The organism is Virgibacillus sp. LDC1 (assembly GCF_025792345.1).
Classification (GTDB): Bacteria; Bacillota; Bacilli; order Paenibacillales; family Paenibacillaceae; genus Paenibacillus_AQ; species Paenibacillus_AQ lautus.
This window is the reverse complement of the sequence record NZ_JAOXLZ010000001.1, coordinates 1,075,021-1,092,461: the sequence shown is the minus strand read 5'-3', so window position 1 is coordinate 1,092,461 and position 17,441 is coordinate 1,075,021. Positions and strand designations below refer to the sequence as shown.

The following is a 17,441-nucleotide window of genomic DNA, read 5'->3' as shown; positions in this document are numbered from 1 at the left end:
ACACGACAAAAGAGATGACAATCCCGATCAACGACTGATTCGGTACCTGTGGCAAGCTTGGGAACAAGGATCACACACCGTCGTCCTTCCTTATTCAGTGCTTTAATTACCCCTGGAAAATCATGAGCAGCACACTCATGGAGCAACCTGCTAACGTAACAAGCAATGCCTTCGATAGCCCCATGCATGCAATAAGCACATTCCCTACCGACAAACTCGGGATGCTGATTATTCGAATACTTTTTCCTTATTGTAAAAGATGAAGGTGGTCAGCGTCTTTTTCAGAAAACAAAAAAAAATCCGATGTTTTTGTCTGATTGGACAAAACATCGGAACTTTTTAATTATGGATGAGACGGTAGACCATGCAGGCGGTATAAACATCGTACGATTCCGAGTTTATGGTCACATCATATCCGATGAGCTCACAAATTTTTTTAATGCGATATTTCACCGTATTTTTGTGGACGAACAACAGCTTGCTGCAGTCATCCATATTCCCCTTCGCATCCAGAAGAAAAGTCATCAGGGTTTTCAATGCGTCAGGGTCGTCCATAATCGGCTCGATGACGGACAAACATTCTTCCGTGATTTCTTCCCCTTGTTTACTGAGGTCTATGGCCCGTTTCATGGAACGGACTTCAGCCGCGGTAAATAGTTTGCGGTTATGATAGATGCGGTGAACCTCTTTAGAGACACCGTTGACGAGTTGGTACATTCGGCGTACGTCCTGTGTATTCCGCATCCTTGGAGAATAAACGATGCTTGATATTTCGGCGGTGTGACTCGTGGTTTCGATATATTCGGCTGCGATTTCAAACTCATTGTATTTATATGAACAATTCCCTAGCAACACGACAACGCAGTGATCGATCGTTTGAATGACCGCGGTTTTATAATATTGCGAGAGATGCGCTTTTAAGTCTTCCCTTATCCTTCTTTCCTCCGACAAATCCCGAATGTAAACAAGCCACATCATTTGGATGGCGGAAACGTCAATATAGAGCAAACTGGCCAATCTGCGCATTTTTTCGCTTTCATCATTCACGATGGCTTTAACCAAAGCGTATTCGCTGACCTCGTTATGCTTGTCTCCCCACAAATTAATGGCCACCTGCACCACCTCGCTGATTTGATCCATCGTCTTCGGAGGCAGCTTCGTATTCTCTTTAATGAGAAACAGGTAGAGGACCTCCCCGTTTTTTTGGTGAACACGTTTGTATTCAACAAAGCAGGACGAATCCAGCTCTTCTCCTTCTCCCACTCTACCGTTCAAAATGGAAGGCGCCATGGACCGGATTAGACTCGCAACATCGAGTGATGAATTACGCGGCCACATGACACGATTGATGATATCCAGGTTGCTGTTTGTCAGAACGATGTTCGCTTTCATCCGGTCCGACAGCAGTTTAAGGGTAATTTCCACGCTCCGCAAATGTTCCGGCAGCAGCGAGACCTTTTCCAGTGATTCATTCACGAAATGCTCATTCACATTCTGATTGCTTACGATTGCCTCCATGACTTCATAAATGACTTCATTATACCTAAGAGAGTAATCGTTTCTCGGCATGCAAATGATAATAAAATTCAGAGATTCGGCCAGCTCGAGCACTTCATCGGCTATATCTGGCATGACAATGCCAACATAGTACAAAATCAATCCCACTTCTCCAAGGTCATGCAAATATTGCACCGTTTTGCATTGCTGCTCCACGCTGTCCTTAATGGAATAAAAAGAGCTAATGACCATTTCTTCGGCATACCACTCTTCTTGAACGGTTTGAATAATTTGCGAGAAGAAATTGACATCCGCCACCTCTAACACAGATAAAGAGGAGACGGTCTGATGAAGCCTGCTTGTTCCAGTGACCACCTGAGCTCCTCGAAATGAAGGCAGCTGCAGTAAATCTTTAACGGTTACCCCAATTCAACCACCACTTTTTTGTTCGATTCATGCTGCTCCTATTGTTCAATCTGAACATAATTTATATCTATTATAGATTTTTTTTCATCCAGAAGGAGCTTCTCTTCGTAAGAGCTTGTTAAAACCAGGCTATGATGGCGGCATAACGAAGCAGCCTAAGATAGCCTTCATTATATATTAGTATAACCCTCGCTATGAAAAGTAACCAAACAAGTAAGTTCCTTGGCCAACGATGAAATTTTTTGCATACTCGGCCTGGCCTACTAAGATGCTGAGTCCCATTCGACTCGTACCCATATTCATCTCCTGTTAAGGATTTCTTATAACGTTCCTGTATTCACGAAATGACCCAGCCTTAGATAGCACTTATCTTAGGCCGGGTCGAGTGTTGCTGAGCTTCTTCCATGATTGATTATACATCTGACAACCAAAGGGCGTGCCGCAGCGTGAATGGATTGTTAACTGAAATCAACGACCTCTTTGAACAACTATATCCATGAACTAAAAAATACCCTTCATACAAACTTTAAATGTTTATAAATATCAATTAGACAATTCTCTATTAGCAAACACTTCAGTAATCATTTGAGCACCCATTTTAAAACCATAGATGAAAACTTCTGTTGAATATATTGAGACAGATCTGTTAAGTAAATCAAATGTTTTTTCAAGAAGTTCCATATCATTTTGTGATAGCTTCATCTAAGGTGATTCTTCGAGTTGGAAATTTCGTTATTTATAGATCTGTACTCAAGATTCTTTGGCACAATCATTTCTTCAGGTTTAATTTCTCCAAAATATAATTGCTCCAATATACTGTTCATTCCCTACCTCTCCCTCCAATAAGTTAATCACAGAATATTTTAGCGAATAACTCGCTAGATTATCTTGGTTATGGAGGTGTTAGGCATGTACCAAAGAATCCGAAGCCTACGCGAAGATAAAGACTTGACGCAGTCACAAATTGCTGCTTATCTAAACTGTTGTCAACGTATCTACAGCAATTATGAACGCGGTGAAGTTGACATCCCTACGGCAATACTAATTAAACTTGCCGATTTCCATCAAACCAGTACGGACTATCTTCTGAACAGAACCAACATCAAGAAGGCTTACCCTACTGATTGAAATAAGCGTCAATATGATTCTTAATACAACTTTCGTTGATTTTCGCTTAACGTTTTTGTATCTACGAACCCGAGAGGCTTAAGGCGAAAGCGCCGGGTCCGACGGACTTAGCCTCGCAGGGTTGTTCGCTGAGTCTTCTCCTATGCTCACTACATATTGAGAACCAAGGGCAAAGACCGCAGCGTAGATACAGTGTTATCTGGAGTCATAGCCCTCAACTCAAATAACTAAACATTTTTATGACAGAAATATGTATCTGCAGTATAAAAAATAGCCATCAGTTAATTCCCTATTATTCGATATGTGCAATTATACCTACTCAACACGTCAAGCCATATAAGACTATATACTCAGTCGGGTGAATATGTTACTATTGTAATTGTCAAATTTAACCTACGGGGGTTTATAAACATGAAGAAGAAGTTGTATCATTTTTTAAGTTTCGTATTATTGCTTTGCTTGGTCTTCCCTGCAACTGGACATGCAGCATCTAAGTTTCAAGTATTTTTAGATGGAATACTTGTTAATGCAGAAGTAATAGAAAAAAACAAAGTAAATTATTTAGATATCAAAGCTCTTGCAGAGTCATCTGGAATTACATACTCATATGATGCAAAAGCAAAGAATTATACGGTTAAGAAAAATGAAAATACTATTAAATTCAAATTGAATGATAAGACATACACCCTAAATGGAAAGAAAAAACAAACTACTTACCCTGCTTTCTCAAGTAAAGGTAAGACTATGGTATCCACGCAATTCTTCACGGCAATAACTGGTAAGGAATTCAAAGTGTCCAAAGAAGATAAAATTTTTAGTTTCGGTAACTACTCTCCAACGGAAACTGGTAACATCAAGGGCTCAATCACCTGGCAGTACAATCAGTACATTGGAACAAAACCGGATATCGGTGCTAAAGTGGCGCTTATCCCAACAACCACGAACAACAAAATAAATAGTCCTTTTTTTGCATTAACCAACAAACAAACTGAAGAAGACAACAACAATATTCATACAGCAGTTGTGGATGGCAATGGTTACTATAATATCGACGATGTACCAGCTGGTAAATATTTTTTATATATTTATTCCAACAACACAAATAGCGACATGACAGTCGATAGTTATGATTATGCTCAATTTAGTAAGATATTTGATCATGAAACCATGGAAATCCTTGAGAACCATCTGAAATTGCAGAAGTATAAACTTAAAGAAGTAACGATAAAACAAAACAAAACGATAACTGAAAGCCATGATTTCGGTTATACTTACTTCTGATTTACCTTCCCACTTAACCAGTGGGATTTTTCTTTGAGTGGGCTTTGATTATTCCAGCTTTCGTTTCTTGATTCTCTGTTGACTAGCAATGAAAACCGCATGTCCCGATACGTTCATTATTCTCTTTATTAAATAACCCATATCTACAGCCTGAATCGTGTATATGGAAAGCAATAATCTCCTCTGCCTCTCGCAAATCTTTACATACCTCAATGTCCATAAATCTTGTTACTTCTGGAAATGAAAAATGTTTATAAACTGCTTCAACATCATCTAAATTTAGTTCTCTCATGAACAGTCTTTCGGTTTCAATATTCGGATAAATCACTATAAACTACACCCTTTTTTTGGTTTATTCCTTTAGTTATTTATTAGATTTACGGTAAATTCATATAACGTTACTGTATTACCGACGTCCCACCGACTTAAGGACCCGCCTGGGTTGGATGCGATGCGGTTAGTCGGTGCGGATGTGTCCGCCTGAATCCACTTCCTTTCCAATCCCCTTCGGGCGGATCGAGGAGCCGTCAGGCTCCGAAGCGTGGATATAATGTTATCGGGAGTTTCCCGCTTCCTCGAATCACCCTAAAATGCCTTTATCTTATCTAATACATCTATAATAAAGAAAGACAAAACTCCATTAATAATACTTAGAAACAAAATTGATATTGATATAGAATTATCTTTTAAAAAGGTAGATGTTAAAAATTTAAACTTCGGCACTTTAAAATCATCCTTCACCTGAAATAAACAATCATTAATATCTATTAGAACCTCTAAGTATACAAAAAAGAATGCTGAAAGAATGATCCAGACATTCTGTTCGAGCTGTTCCATTGAAGAAAATTGAACAATTATTACAATCCAAACCGTAAACATTATCTTTAATAATGACTTCACTAAGACAATAAAAAACTTTAAATTCATATAACAAAGACCCATAAATAAACCAACAGCCATTAAATTTATTGTAATAATAGTATCCAGCAAATCGTAATAAACAGTTCCACTAAGTGACTTTGTCCATAATAAGATTGAAATCATATATGCAAAAAGGCTGATAATCAGGAAAAATAGCATTCTAGGTATACCTAAAATTTGCTTTTGCAATTCTTTTTTTCTTTTTTTATATTTTTCTACTCTTGTTTCCACGAACTAAAAACCTCTTTCATGGGAAATTTCCGATAACTTTTCAGTATTCACGACGTCCAACCGACTTAAGAGACCAACGGGAGCGGCCGCGATGCGCTTAGTCGGTGCAGGTTGTCGCCTGGTTCCACTTCCTCGAAATGCCTCTCGGCGCCATGGGGCAGCTTTCTGGCACCCAGCTTGAATGAGTCTTTTATGATGGGAATGCCTTCTTCGAGTTTAAGACAATTTCTTTACCCAGTTTGGTATGTGATGACCAAAGTATTTAGTAATTTTCTCAGCTTCTGTTAATACATACTTGATACCTTGGTCATTTAAAAACCAGTTATTCTTGCTTATTCTAAAATCATCTTGCTTTACTTGGAAAACGATATCTGACGGGAATACTGTTTGATAAGTCATTAATGCACGTCTTGAGAAAAATGATTTACAAACTATAATAGCTCGAGTGACACTAATGTTATGTTCTTTTAAGACTTGCCATGAGTTTCTTGCATTATCGAATGTGTTCTTAGCTTGATCCTCTTTAAGAATTGCCTCTTTAGGAATTCCAAGTGACAAACCAATGTCTCTTTGAAATTCCCATTCAGTGATTGCTAACTTAGGATTATGACCACCGGATGGAAGTATATATGGTGCTAATCCAGATTTATATAAATCACATGCAATCTTCATCGGCTTTGTATGACTTCCTCCGGGAACAAGGATGACATCTGCCGGTAAAAAGCTCTTCTTCTTTTACAAATACTAGTTGAGTAATGCAATCAAAAGGATATTGCTTCAAGGTGACACCTCCAAATATGCATTCCTTTCATATAACGTTCTTGCATTTACGCCCCCTCACTGCCTTAAGTGACCGAAGGGAACGGCCGCGAACCCGTTAGACAGTGCAGGGTTGTCCGCCTGATTCACTTCTTCGAAAACCCTCGGGAGGACCAAGGGGCGACAGCCTCGCAGCGTGAATCGGGTATTATATGACGTAATTGGCTTCTTCGAGTTACTTTCACACTGCTTATCTGTTTCAATTTATACTCCAGCCATGTATATTTCAGTAAAGGCTTTTATAATTATGAAACGTCATTTGCAGCTGCTTATTTGTTACCGAGTTGTTCCGCCAAACCGATTAGAAGTCCTTCGGTTCCACGAATGTAGCAGAGCCGATACGAATCTTCGTACTGAACCACTTCGCCAACGAGCTGAGCACCATGCTTAGTAAGTCTGGATACCATCTCGTCAATGTTTTGAACTGTGAACATGACGCGTAGATAACCAAGGGAGTTTACAGGAGCCGTCCGGTGATCTGATATCGTAGGTGGAGTGAGAAATCGCGAAAGTTCAAGTCGGCTGTGGCCATCCGGGGTTACCATCATAGCAATCTCTACACACTGAGAACCTAGTCCGGTTACGCGACCAGCCCATTCACCTTCGACAGTGTTTCGCCCTTCGAGGTTCAAGCCAATCTCCTCGAAGAAAGAAATTGCGTCATCAAGGGATTCTACAACGATGCCGATATTGTCCATTCTTAGTAATTTATTATTTTCCATAGTTTTTTCTCCTCGTGTACAAATTTCTCACCTGATTATGTTCAAGATTATTTCATTAAAGAATGGGTTTTCGGGTACATAACGTTCCCGTATTCATGAACCCGAGAACCTTAAGCCCAACGGGACGGCCGCGCGCGATTAGGTTCGCAGGTTTGTCCAGTCTGATCCACTTCCTCGAATGCTTCGGGCGGACCCAGGGACGGCGTCAGCCGGCCCGCCGCGTGAATATAATGATATAAGATGTACTTGCCTTCTTTGAGATGCCAACAATATTTCATTTAATTTTTTCAAGATTTCACTCTATCTTCTAATTGTTTAAATAATGTATTTAAGCTTTCTTCCACAGTTTGATGGGCTGTATCTATGACTATGCGATCTTGGTCCCAAACATCATACTCTCGATTTCTGACCTGCTCCCATGTCGGAAGAACAAAGCCTGGAATATCGGCTGCACGGGTTTCAATTCGATGCCTATGTTCATTATCGTCAGAGCAAATCACTTCTATTTCCACATAAGGAGTTCCAAGAGAATCCGCCACGTTGCGCCATGCATGGCGCGTAATCTGAATGGGGTTAACTGTGTCTGCAATCACGTCTAGGCCCAATTGGAGATTCTGCGATGCAATTGCATAACACACAATGTAGCCCTCAGGTCCTTCGATTCTCTTTCCCGAATCCCGCATAGCCTGCTCCACGACATCGACCCGAAGATACGTAGCACTTATTTCTCGTGCTAAAGCTGATGATAATGTGGTCTTACCGCTACCCGGCAGTCCACTAAATATATAAAGCAATAACCTCATCTCCTTTCGATTTTAATTTTTTTGTATTTGCGCTGATTTCTTATGACGCTTGTGTATCGACGAATCCGAGAGGCTTAAGGCGCGCCGCGCCGGGTCCAACGGACTTAGCCTCGCAGGGTTGTGAACTGATTCAGCTTCTCTGACTACCACTTCTCGCGAACCAAGGGCCGAACGGCCCGGAGCGTAGAGACGATATTATGTGATGGGGATGCCATCTTCGAATAACTTTCAATATCAGTCTATATGCCTCTTCAACAATGTTTTCTAACTCAATTAGTTCTTTGATTCTTTTCAAGTATGGTATTATATATTTAATAAAGACCAAGTGCGTTAACACTTGGTCCATACAATTGGCTTGGATGGGTAATCCCTTCTTAGTCATTTACGATCGGAAACCCACCTTCGGCGGTCAACCTTAGGGTGGGTTTTTACTTTCTCTTGTTATTATTATTAATGTAAGTTAAAAGTGCAAGAATGAATGATCCAAATAGGAACATATCGTTAGTGTATCTTTCACTTCCATGGCTTCACCTCCTTTCGAAGGGAAACCATGACCGCCCAAGATTCAATTGTAGTTATATTTTACCTTTATTTACATCTGCGTACAAGCGTTCTTATTATGAGTTTGGTTTTTCGATTCTAAATATGGATTTAATACAATTGGCTGCCCTTGCATATAACGTTGTTGTATTCACGACGTCCCACCACCTTAAGCCACAAGGGCGGGCGCGATGCGCTTAGTCAGTGCGGAAGTGTCCGGTTGAGTATGCTTCCCCGTTACTGAAATACCTCTCGAATCACATCTAACTTCTGCGGACCGAGGGCCGAACGGCCCGAAGTGTGAACATTGTGTTATATGCTGTGGCTAGCTTCTAGAGTTTTCCTTCAAATATCTTCTTTATTTCTTCTCTATCATAGTCTAGGATCCATTCATTGAACTTAATGTATATATCCTTTAACTGTAAAATTGAGCTTGAAATCACATCACATCCACGATCATCATAAATATGAAAAATCAAACCTTTGTTAATACTTTGTTAATATTGATGAAAAAAACATCATGATGTATTGAAGGTTTTATTCCTACATCTTGATTGCAGATAGCTTTGAGTAAACTTAAGTTGTCTACATCGCTTACTTTACAATTTATAATATATCGGTACGTATTATTTTCTTCGTTAGGCTCTTCATCATCTTCAGCATAAATATCAGGAATTATAGTCAGTTTTAAATTCTTTAATACCTGTTTGTTTCTAATGTATCTACTATAAAGTTTCAACTTCTTAACCTGATATTTATATCTATAAGCGAAAATGGCATTGGTAACAATAAAGATATCATCATCTTTCATGAACAGTGCTCTAAATAATTCTGTTGTTCTACTATAGACCTGTTCCATGTAATGACTTACATCCAGATCATATAAATGTGGATCACCAAGTTCAAATCGAATACCAGTATTCCAATTATAAAGTAGCGGCGGTCTCACAATCAGATTAGGAAAATAATCATTAATAAATTTATCAAATGTCATTTGATTTCTCCTTTAATTCGGGTTTCCAGCCATTGCATATAACGTTCTTGTATTCACGAAACGACCCAGCCTTAGATAGCTCTTATCTTAGGCTGGGTCGTTTGTTGTCTGAGTGTTCTTTCATGATTATACATCTGACAACCAAGGGGTGGTAGCCCCGCAGCTTGAATACATTGTTATTGCACCGCTACTGTCTTCGAAGCATCACTTGAATACCTTTGATCAAGATTCCAACTCTAATTTGCTTTGGTATAAAAACTCAACTTCACCATCTAGCAAATATCGATATTCAAATAATTGCATTGTTCTTTCCCTTATTCTCTCCATTATAACCGTGGCTAGGCTTACCGATCCTTGTGATCCAAGGTAACCGTTATTAATAAATGTCTTCTCTACAAATTTTGTTTCCCTTAAGTGATACTGTAACCATTCTTTCTGCGATTCAATTAGTGCTTCTCTTGGTTCTCTATCCAACTTAGAAAGAAGCTTTTTATATATTTGGTTCAACTCTTTATCCCAAATCTCTGTATATTTGCTTTCCAACGCCCCCCATCCAAATGTTGAAAACTCTTTGGAATTTTGAAATTCATTAAATTCCACTTCATAATCATGATCTATAGGATTTCGAAGCATTTCATCATAAAATTCTCCAGTCAAATCATAGTTCCCAATGCTCATGGATAACACTTCATTGTTAGAAGAATCTGATCGACCTTCAGTTATTTCTTTCGATTCTGTTCCATTACCCGTACTCACTACATCAGGAGGCAGTTCAGAATTCATTATTGATTTAGTTTCGCTGTTCATGGTAGTCGATTGACTAATATTTTGACAAGATGACAACACTATCGTAATAAAAAATAATAAGAGTATCTTACCTTTCATAAATTATCTCCTTAAATATTATCTTTAATATTTACCGGTAATGGCGCATAACGTTACTGTATCCACTACGTCCCACCGACTTAAGCGATCATCGGGAGCGGCCGCGATGCGGTTAGTCGGTGCAGATGTGTCCCGGCAACGACTTCTCCGACTTATCATCTGGGACCGAGGCAGCTCGTCTGCCGATGCGTGAACACATTGTTATATGATTGATCGGCCTTCTTGATTTACTTCAACAATTAATGTTTTTATACGTTTTGTTAGTCGGTTTAATCTACGAATAATAGCCACCATCTAATAAATAAGTTCTTGTCTCTTTATAGTGTTTGTAGATCTTACTAAATGCCCTGTTTGCTTTATGCTGATAATCTCCATCACTTAAGCATGGTTTAATTACTTTCACTACTTGGCTCATGTTTGTATCACCTGGAATCTCGCCAGATATTAATTTTTCTAAATCTAGTTCAAATATCCCCTCAAAATTTTCCGAACAATCCCCATATACATATATTGCTTTTGTATCATTCATTTTAAGTAATTTGAATTCGATACAGAATGCCATAGAATTACCGTCTTTCTTTGATTTGATTATTTATTTGCCAATCTTTCATATAACGTTTTGTATTGACGACGTCCTGGCCCCTTAGAGTCGATGCTTATAGTTGTGAGGCTTGCCGAACACCTAAAGCAGTGACGTCCCGACGGGCTTAGGGGGCTGGATGTGGTCACTCGCTTCTCAGAGTGACCCGGAGCGTCAATATGGTGTTAGTCGAAGGAAGTTCTGGAAGCAGCCATTGCATTTAACGCGTTCTCAAAATAGCTATATACTTCATCTGCAATTCCCAGAAACTCTTCAACAAGTACATTATTACTATCCAAGTAACAAGCATACAGATAATCAACTAAAGCGGAGTCAATCTCACAATAGTTTAATATGGCATTCTTCATCTTAATAATGTCATCTTGCCATACGCCTGTATCTTCTAAAACCAAAGAGTATAATGCACGAATTAATCTCTTAGAGTAACCTTTAATATATCTAATTTTCATTGTGTTATCACTAGCATTAGTAAGTAAACTATGTATACGATCTACTTCCTCCTTCGTCTCTGTATTTAAGTCTAAAATGAACTCTGGAGAAATAATTATCGGTGGTACTTTTTCACCAACGTCATGACCATATATACAAACACAAATTATCTTAACCCAAAAACCCCACTCATTCGGTTTACTTAATAAATCGTCAATCGAGCAAATTGTCGTATCAATCTTAGTTAATACTGGATATTCTTTCAAAAGACTGTCATTAATATTTGACAATCTTTCGTAATCAATATCTTTGGGATTTACACATACAATAGTAAAATCTGCATCTGACTTAAAAGGTTTAGCAGTTCCTTTTGGAATCGAGCCACACATATAGATGCTATGAATCTTACCTTTAAATTCGGTAAGTATATTATCTATATACTTATCAACAAAACCCTTATATTCACTTTGTATTACAATTCTATTTATAACTTTTTTTAATATCATATAGACTCCTCCTAAACTAAGAACTTCTTTCGGCTAACGATATTGTATTCACGACGTCCCACCGACTTAAGGCTCCCTCAGGAGCCGGTCGCGATGCGGTTAGTCGGTGCGGATGTGTCCGGCTGAATCTTCTTCCCCGCTACTGAAAATCCTTCCCCGAATCCACTTCTAACTCCTGCCGGACCGAGGGCCGTATGGCCCGAAGCGTTAATATGATGTTAGACGAAGACCTGACTTCTTGAATGACAATACAATACTTCGGATATCCTCCAACTCAAAAGGACCATCAGGCGAACTTCCCTGACGCCTATTTATATGAATATCTATACAGTTCAAGTAAGTAACTGGAATTAATCTTCAGACCGTCAGCACCACATAATGTTGCCGAAAGACAGTTTTCCCGCAACCTCGTAGTTGATTTCCTGATCAATCTTATCTATCCGGAAGATAAGTCAGAACAACTACGCCTGAACCGAATGTCTTTGTTTCCGCCAGTTTCAACACTATCTTATCGATCCCTTCTCCAAAGAGACGCTTTCCGTTTCCAAGCACAACTGGGAAAACCATGAGCCGATATTCGTCGACGAGGTCAAACTTGATCAGTGTTTGAACGAGCGCACAACTGCCAAATACCAAGATATCCTTACCAGGCTGCTGCTTCAGCTTGGATATTTCCTCCGTGATATTGCCCTTGATCAGCGATGAATTGTTCCATTCCACTTTTTCCAGGGTTGTTGAAATCACGTGCTTGGGGTAACCGTTCATCATCCGGCCATATTCCCCTTCTTGCTCAATCATATTAGGCCAAGCCGCTGCAAATTCAACATATGTTTCACGTCCAAGCAGAAGAGCGTCGCTTGCTTTCAGTTCATTGAACTTGAATTGCTTTGTTTCCTCACTACGAAATTGGATCGTCCACTGCGGATTATCCATGACGCCATCCAGCGAGACAAACTCAGATACAACTACTTTTCTCATTTTCATTCTCCTTTAGTTTCTTTCAATACTATCCGTCTGTCAGAGCTTAATGATTCGATTCTTCATTTTCAAATTCTGTATTTGATAAATGACTCCTTCAAAGCGTATGAAGGAGTAGCAATTAATTTTATTTAAATATATTGCATCAGCTCATCAGGAATTTCGTCTATCGTTGTTGTATACACGACCCAGCGCATGCTGGGTGTCCAGCGACTGCCGGACCGAGGACGTATGTCCGATACGTGAATATTATGTTAAGTGATGTTGCTTCTTCCTCGACTACTCTAATAGAATTTACTAAAATCATTCACAAGGTACTTATCATATCTTTCTTTGGCATATTCAATTCTTTCCTTAGTGATTTTGTCCGTTTTTGAACCATTAAACTTAATTGATCGCTTACCAATGTTCTTCCCAGATTTATCTAAGACTGCTTCCTCGATATAGAATACGAAATAATAGTTATTTCTATCTTTATGAGTTATAGCTGCAAATAAGGCAGCATCTCCTGGTTTAACATCAAGAGATCTAGCTTTAATTTGTATTTCAATATAACTGCCATCTGCCTTTTTTATTATTGCATCAATTGCATTGTCATCAACTAAAGGGACATAGACATCTATACCTTCTTTAAGCATTAAGCCTATCAAATAGTATTCAATTCGTTTGCCGAACCCAGCAGAATGCCTAAATGGTATACTCATTTTGGAATCCTCCATTTATATAGCTTCCAAGCAATTTCACTTAACGTTCCGCATTCACGACGTCCACCAATGGTGGATGTGTCCCGGCAATCGCTTCCTCGCATTCTGCTTCCGGGACCGAAGGTCGACGAAGTCGGCCGAAGCGTTGAATGTTATGTTATAGGATTACAGTGCCTTCTTGAGTTACTTAATCAAGTATTCCATCCCCACCCGCTTTGATTTTCACATATCTAATGAAGGAGTTTTCCAGGCGTCGTTTCAATAATTATCACAAATGATTCTTACAATCACTTTTTTGCATAGCCCACAATAGTCATTTTTTCGTTGATTATTGTTTGTGCTCCTGTACGGCTATATCCCATTTTTTCATAAAAGTAACAATCTCTAGACTCTTGTAAAACCGTAGCTAATTCCCAACCATGTTTACCATGAATTTCTTCTACTGATTTCATTGCAAACTGCCCGTATCCATTATTTTGAAACCTCGGAAGTATGAATATGGGACTGATCTTTTTATTACTACTATCATTTTTATCAACAACTCTCACTGCTCCAATAACTTCGTCATTTATTCGAATAAAATAGTAATATGTATCATCTTGTTCTAAACGATATTTTACTTTCTCTAATGACTCATTTGCTGGATTAGTATCAAAATCTTGATACTTCTTTAAAAGCTCATCAAAAGCTTCTTTCTGCATACTCCATATCTTCTGAGCATCAGCTACTTGCGCTCTAACCAGTTCAATATTCATGCATCATGCTCCTTATCATCATAATTTTCCTAGATTCACTATATGTAGTAGCGCTGATTTCCTATAACGTTCCTGTATTCACGACCCAGCGCATGCTGGGTGTCTGGCGACTGCCGGACCAAGGACGAATGTCCGCAGCGTGAATATTATGTTATCGGATGTTCCGATTTGCTAATGAAAACAATTTTAAAATTTCATTATCTAGTTTTTTCTCTAAGTTTTTCTCTAAAAATTCACCCGTCGATTCTTCATTTACTTCATGAAAGGTTTTTCTAATATGATTCTTAAATTGCTCTCCTAATATGTGAAGTGATATATATTCACTATTATTTTTAGTGATTTCTATCTCTTTAAATCCATCAAATTCTTGCACTATCAAAAACGCTTTAAACTGGTTAGGGCCCCAAATATTAATGTATGCTCCAAATCGGTAATTAAGAGTTTTGCTCATCCAATGTTCTTCAATTTTTTGTATATCTCTTTGTTTATCTCTACGATTTTTTTTAGCTTCTACTACAAGGAAATTAAAACGATTGCTCGCTCGTTTGTGAAAAATAACATCAGGCCTCTTTCGTTTGTACTCTAATTTTGTTACATCCAATTCATGATTAAGCCAAAAAATATACTTACTGAGTTCATTAGAGACATGATGGGTTAAATTCCATTCTGTCATGCCTGTTTGACTTGTATACTCAAAAAAGTCGTTCTCATTCTGAAAAAAATTTTGTATTGATGAATAAATCAGATTTCTTATCAATGTTTCCATAATGTCTCTCCTTTAAGGAATTTCCGATAACGTTCCCGTATTCACGACGTCCCACCGACTTAAGGCTCCGCCAGGAGCCGGCCGCGATGCGGTTAGTCGGTGCGGATGTGTCCGGCTGAATTCACTTCCCTGCAGCTGAAATGCCTCGCCGATTCCACTTCTAACTCCTGCCGGACCGAGGGTCGAATGGCCCGATGCGTGAATACTTTGTTATCCGATGCCTCCGACTTCTTTGATATACTTACACAATTCGTCCTTTATCGTCTTTATTCATTTTTAATTTTAATTCTTGAGTATCCTTTTCGTTCTTTTGAATTTGATTATTATTTTGTTCTTTGATTCGAAAGAAATTGATTAAGTTCATTTAAATTGTCTGTTCGATATAATTCTTTTTCTGTATCAAAAACAATGTACTTTGGTACATCATCAATGTTTAACATTTGTAGTTCCTTATCATCTGGATTTCCGGTTTGATAATAACCACTAAGAATCCTTATGTTTTGGTCAAACACTTCTTGAAATTCAAGATTTTGTTCATCAGTGGTACCAATTGCCGTGATATAATACTTTCCCTCAACGTCAGAAAAGAAAGACGATGGAATTGACGAATGGTAAGTTTTATTATTATCTGCATTGCAACCTGAAAGGATAATTATAACTACTATACTTAATAATTGTATTAGCTTCATGTAAGCCTCCTTTAATTAAGGTTATTCCTTTGCTAATCGGAGGTTTCGGATAACGTTGTTGTATCTACGAATCCGAGAGGCTTAAGGCGCACCGCGCCGGGTCCAACGGACTTAGCCTCGTAGAGTTGTTCGCTGAGTACACCCCTTTGCTTAATACCTCTTGCGAACCAAGGGCAAAGCCCGCAGCGTAGATACTATGTTAGGCGAGGTATCTGCCTTCTTCGACTACACTTTCCTAATAATGATCCCTTCTTCAAACTCTTCTATATTATTAATGTTTATCCAAGTCTCTTCTGATTCTCTTAATCTATGAAAACGTAAAATTGTATCATCATCATGATAAGTTAAGATAAGGATAAATTCATACTCTGGAAAATCAATTTTTAGTTTAGTGGACCACATTTCTAATAGCTTCTTTGCAAAATTTAATCCTTCTAAAGGATGTTTTTTAAAGGTAATTGATATATCTATCATATGAACATGACTTTCACTTGCTTCAAATCCAGTTCGATCCCCAAACTGGTGAATAATATGTTCAATATTAATTTCCACATTATTTTCAGTGTTTTTCTTTATTACAATGCAACCTTCTACCTCCACAAAGTCTGGCCATACTACATCAATTAATTCAGATTTATCATGATATTTGAGATAATGCTCTTTCTTAAGAATTTCATTGATTTTATTATTTGATATTTCCATCGAATCAGTCCTTAAAGATTTATTACTGCGGATATTTCGCCTAACGTTTTGTATTCACGAACCCTCACTGGCTTAGATAGCTCTTATCTTAGCCAGTGCAGGGTTGTCTGCTGAATTTTCTTCTTCGTAATTCTTCCAGCAGACCAGGGGCGAATGCCCCGTGCGTGAATATTTTGTTATGCGATGTTGACTTAATAATTTTGTTGTATACTCCCCATTTTATAAACTTCTTTCCCCTCAGATATTGGGTAATAGATTGATTGATAATGTTCTTCAAGAGGATTAGTATAGTTATTCAATTGTCTGCGAAGTATGAACTCTTGAAGATTAGATAGAAAATAAGATATTCCTAATCCATCATATAAATCATAAAGAGAATACTCAGCATAGAATGATCCATCAGAATTCATTTTATGTGGCCATAGTTTTATAAATGTGTTTTCACCTAAAGAAATCTGATTTACACAGCTACTTAATCTGCTTGGTAAAATTTCATTCCAATGTTTCTTCTCTACTAATTTCTTCATGTCGAATCTATTTAATGCATTTATAAAGCTATCGTTTCTTTGATTGATACTATAAGAAAATATCCCATTGAATATTGAGATATTACGATCACCAGAAATAATCAATCCATTTCCATTAGCCTTATCTATGATATCTAATAGATTGCCAGTTGTAATAGTACTTTTTACTTCGATAATCCCGACAACATTTTCTGGCGTTGTTATAATGAAATCTCCTTCTGAGAAAATTGGTGGTATGCAATTCTCATAAATAATGATATCTATTTGTCTGGAAATTAAATCCCTATTTCTAACAAAGCCAGTCACTACAGAAAGATTTTTTGGAAGAATTCTTTTTAAATAATTTATTAGAATAATCTCTTTATATCTTCCCTCTTCCCCCCAATTTGCATCATCAATTAAATTTCTTACTCGATTTTCATATGCTTTAAATTCATTTGAAATTGACCTTTGGTACTCTAAGTAATTTGGCATTTTTCCTCCTATGCATATTCAATTTCGCATAACGTTCCCGCATTTCTGACGTCCAAGCGGCTT

The 17,441-nt window shown here is 38.1% G+C and carries 23 protein-coding genes and 1 pseudogene; 2 read left to right on the top strand and 22 right to left on the bottom strand.

Going from position 1 to position 17,441, the window contains the following annotated elements; all coding sequences use genetic code 11:
- Positions 1 to 339: 339 nt before the first annotated feature.
- The 3 genes from OHJ21_RS05200 to OHJ21_RS05190 form a co-directional block, all read right to left on the bottom strand.
- The gene (locus tag OHJ21_RS05200) at positions 340 to 1,872 is read right to left on the bottom strand and encodes a PucR family transcriptional regulator (RefSeq protein WP_486019429.1); all 1,533 of its coding nucleotides are present in this window, start codon (positions 1,870 to 1,872) and stop codon (positions 340 to 342) included.
- A 594-nt stretch (positions 1,873 to 2,466) separates the two neighbouring features.
- Entirely contained in the window at positions 2,467 to 2,625 is a 159-nt protein-coding gene (locus OHJ21_RS05195) for a DUF6809 family protein (protein WP_486019428.1), read from the bottom strand.
- Positions 2,622 to 2,747, bottom strand: a complete 126-nt coding sequence (locus tag OHJ21_RS05190) for a DUF6809 family protein (protein ID WP_486019427.1) — start codon at positions 2,745 to 2,747, stop codon at positions 2,622 to 2,624. The genes OHJ21_RS05195 and OHJ21_RS05190 overlap by 4 nt, the downstream gene beginning before the upstream one ends.
- 70 nt (positions 2,748 to 2,817) lie before the next feature.
- Here OHJ21_RS05190 and OHJ21_RS05185 point away from each other — a divergent pair, with 70 nt between their 5' ends.
- Together OHJ21_RS05185 and OHJ21_RS05180 are read left to right on the top strand one after the other, a co-directional pair.
- Positions 2,818 to 3,051 (top strand): helix-turn-helix domain-containing protein, encoded by a 234-nt coding sequence (locus OHJ21_RS05185; RefSeq protein ID WP_481856485.1) that lies wholly within the window; start codon positions 2,818 to 2,820, stop codon positions 3,049 to 3,051.
- Between the two features lie 411 nt (positions 3,052 to 3,462).
- The gene (locus OHJ21_RS05180; protein WP_394056547.1) at positions 3,463 to 4,332 is read left to right on the top strand and encodes a stalk domain-containing protein; all 870 of its coding nucleotides are present in this window, start codon (positions 3,463 to 3,465) and stop codon (positions 4,330 to 4,332) included.
- Between the two features lie 82 nt (positions 4,333 to 4,414).
- Here the strand turns inward: OHJ21_RS05180 and OHJ21_RS05175 are convergent, their stop codons facing one another.
- From OHJ21_RS05175 to OHJ21_RS05085, 19 genes and pseudogenes are all read right to left on the bottom strand, one after another.
- A complete protein-coding gene (locus OHJ21_RS05175; protein ID WP_243390633.1) occupies positions 4,415 to 4,624 on the bottom strand; it encodes a GNAT family N-acetyltransferase in 210 nt (69 codons plus the stop codon).
- Between the two features lie 293 nt (positions 4,625 to 4,917).
- Entirely contained in the window at positions 4,918 to 5,484 is a 567-nt protein-coding gene (locus OHJ21_RS05170) for a hypothetical protein (RefSeq protein WP_486019426.1), read from the bottom strand.
- Positions 5,485 to 5,700: 216 nt separating this feature from the next.
- The gene (locus tag OHJ21_RS05165; protein ID WP_486019425.1) at positions 5,701 to 6,156 is read right to left on the bottom strand and encodes a YdcF family protein; all 456 of its coding nucleotides are present in this window, start codon (positions 6,154 to 6,156) and stop codon (positions 5,701 to 5,703) included.
- 416 nt (positions 6,157 to 6,572) lie between these two features.
- Entirely contained in the window at positions 6,573 to 7,025 is a 453-nt protein-coding gene (locus tag OHJ21_RS05160; RefSeq protein WP_486019424.1) for a VOC family protein, read from the bottom strand.
- Positions 7,026 to 7,135: 110 nt separating this feature from the next.
- A complete protein-coding gene (locus OHJ21_RS05155) occupies positions 7,136 to 7,303 on the bottom strand; it encodes a hypothetical protein (RefSeq protein ID WP_486019423.1) in 168 nt (55 codons plus the stop codon).
- 9 nt (positions 7,304 to 7,312) lie between these two features.
- Positions 7,313 to 7,819: a P-loop nucleotide/nucleoside kinase family protein gene (locus tag OHJ21_RS05150; RefSeq protein WP_100536621.1), complete on the bottom strand. Its 507-nt coding sequence runs from the start codon at positions 7,817 to 7,819 to the stop codon at positions 7,313 to 7,315.
- A 437-nt stretch (positions 7,820 to 8,256) separates the two neighbouring features.
- A pseudogene (comI, locus tag OHJ21_RS05145) lies at positions 8,257 to 8,351 on the bottom strand (competence inhibitor ComI).
- A gap of 349 nt (positions 8,352 to 8,700) precedes the next feature.
- Positions 8,701 to 8,811 (bottom strand): hypothetical protein, encoded by a 111-nt coding sequence (locus tag OHJ21_RS05140; protein WP_486020995.1) that lies wholly within the window; start codon positions 8,809 to 8,811, stop codon positions 8,701 to 8,703.
- A 32-nt stretch (positions 8,812 to 8,843) separates the two neighbouring features.
- Positions 8,844 to 9,362, bottom strand: coding sequence for a DUF3885 domain-containing protein (locus tag OHJ21_RS05135; RefSeq protein ID WP_486019422.1), 519 nt, complete (start codon positions 9,360 to 9,362; stop codon positions 8,844 to 8,846).
- 222 nt (positions 9,363 to 9,584) lie between these two features.
- Positions 9,585 to 10,247, bottom strand: coding sequence for a lysozyme inhibitor LprI family protein (locus tag OHJ21_RS05130; RefSeq protein ID WP_486019421.1), 663 nt, complete (start codon positions 10,245 to 10,247; stop codon positions 9,585 to 9,587).
- 274 nt (positions 10,248 to 10,521) lie between these two features.
- Entirely contained in the window at positions 10,522 to 10,776 is a 255-nt protein-coding gene (locus tag OHJ21_RS05125) for a hypothetical protein (RefSeq protein WP_243390632.1), read from the bottom strand.
- A gap of 236 nt (positions 10,777 to 11,012) precedes the next feature.
- Positions 11,013 to 11,783 (bottom strand): nucleotidyltransferase domain-containing protein, encoded by a 771-nt coding sequence (locus tag OHJ21_RS05120; protein ID WP_486019420.1) that lies wholly within the window; start codon positions 11,781 to 11,783, stop codon positions 11,013 to 11,015.
- A 432-nt stretch (positions 11,784 to 12,215) separates the two neighbouring features.
- Positions 12,216 to 12,761: a dihydrofolate reductase family protein gene (locus OHJ21_RS05115; protein WP_486019418.1), complete on the bottom strand. Its 546-nt coding sequence runs from the start codon at positions 12,759 to 12,761 to the stop codon at positions 12,216 to 12,218.
- Between the two features lie 284 nt (positions 12,762 to 13,045).
- The gene (locus OHJ21_RS05110) at positions 13,046 to 13,465 is read right to left on the bottom strand and encodes a hypothetical protein (protein ID WP_486019417.1); all 420 of its coding nucleotides are present in this window, start codon (positions 13,463 to 13,465) and stop codon (positions 13,046 to 13,048) included.
- A 287-nt stretch (positions 13,466 to 13,752) separates the two neighbouring features.
- Positions 13,753 to 14,220, bottom strand: coding sequence for a GNAT family N-acetyltransferase (locus tag OHJ21_RS05105; protein WP_486019416.1), 468 nt, complete (start codon positions 14,218 to 14,220; stop codon positions 13,753 to 13,755).
- Between the two features lie 151 nt (positions 14,221 to 14,371).
- The gene (locus OHJ21_RS05100) at positions 14,372 to 14,986 is read right to left on the bottom strand and encodes a hypothetical protein (RefSeq protein ID WP_341174323.1); all 615 of its coding nucleotides are present in this window, start codon (positions 14,984 to 14,986) and stop codon (positions 14,372 to 14,374) included.
- Positions 14,987 to 15,309: 323 nt separating this feature from the next.
- On the bottom strand, positions 15,310 to 15,675 hold the full coding sequence (locus OHJ21_RS05095; protein ID WP_486019415.1) for a hypothetical protein: 366 nt from the start codon (positions 15,673 to 15,675) through the stop codon (positions 15,310 to 15,312).
- Between the two features lie 225 nt (positions 15,676 to 15,900).
- Positions 15,901 to 16,377, bottom strand: coding sequence for a hypothetical protein (locus OHJ21_RS05090; RefSeq protein ID WP_486019414.1), 477 nt, complete (start codon positions 16,375 to 16,377; stop codon positions 15,901 to 15,903).
- A 191-nt stretch (positions 16,378 to 16,568) separates the two neighbouring features.
- On the bottom strand, positions 16,569 to 17,378 hold the full coding sequence (locus tag OHJ21_RS05085; RefSeq protein ID WP_486019413.1) for a DUF6602 domain-containing protein: 810 nt from the start codon (positions 17,376 to 17,378) through the stop codon (positions 16,569 to 16,571).
- Positions 17,379 to 17,441 lie beyond the last annotated feature (63 nt).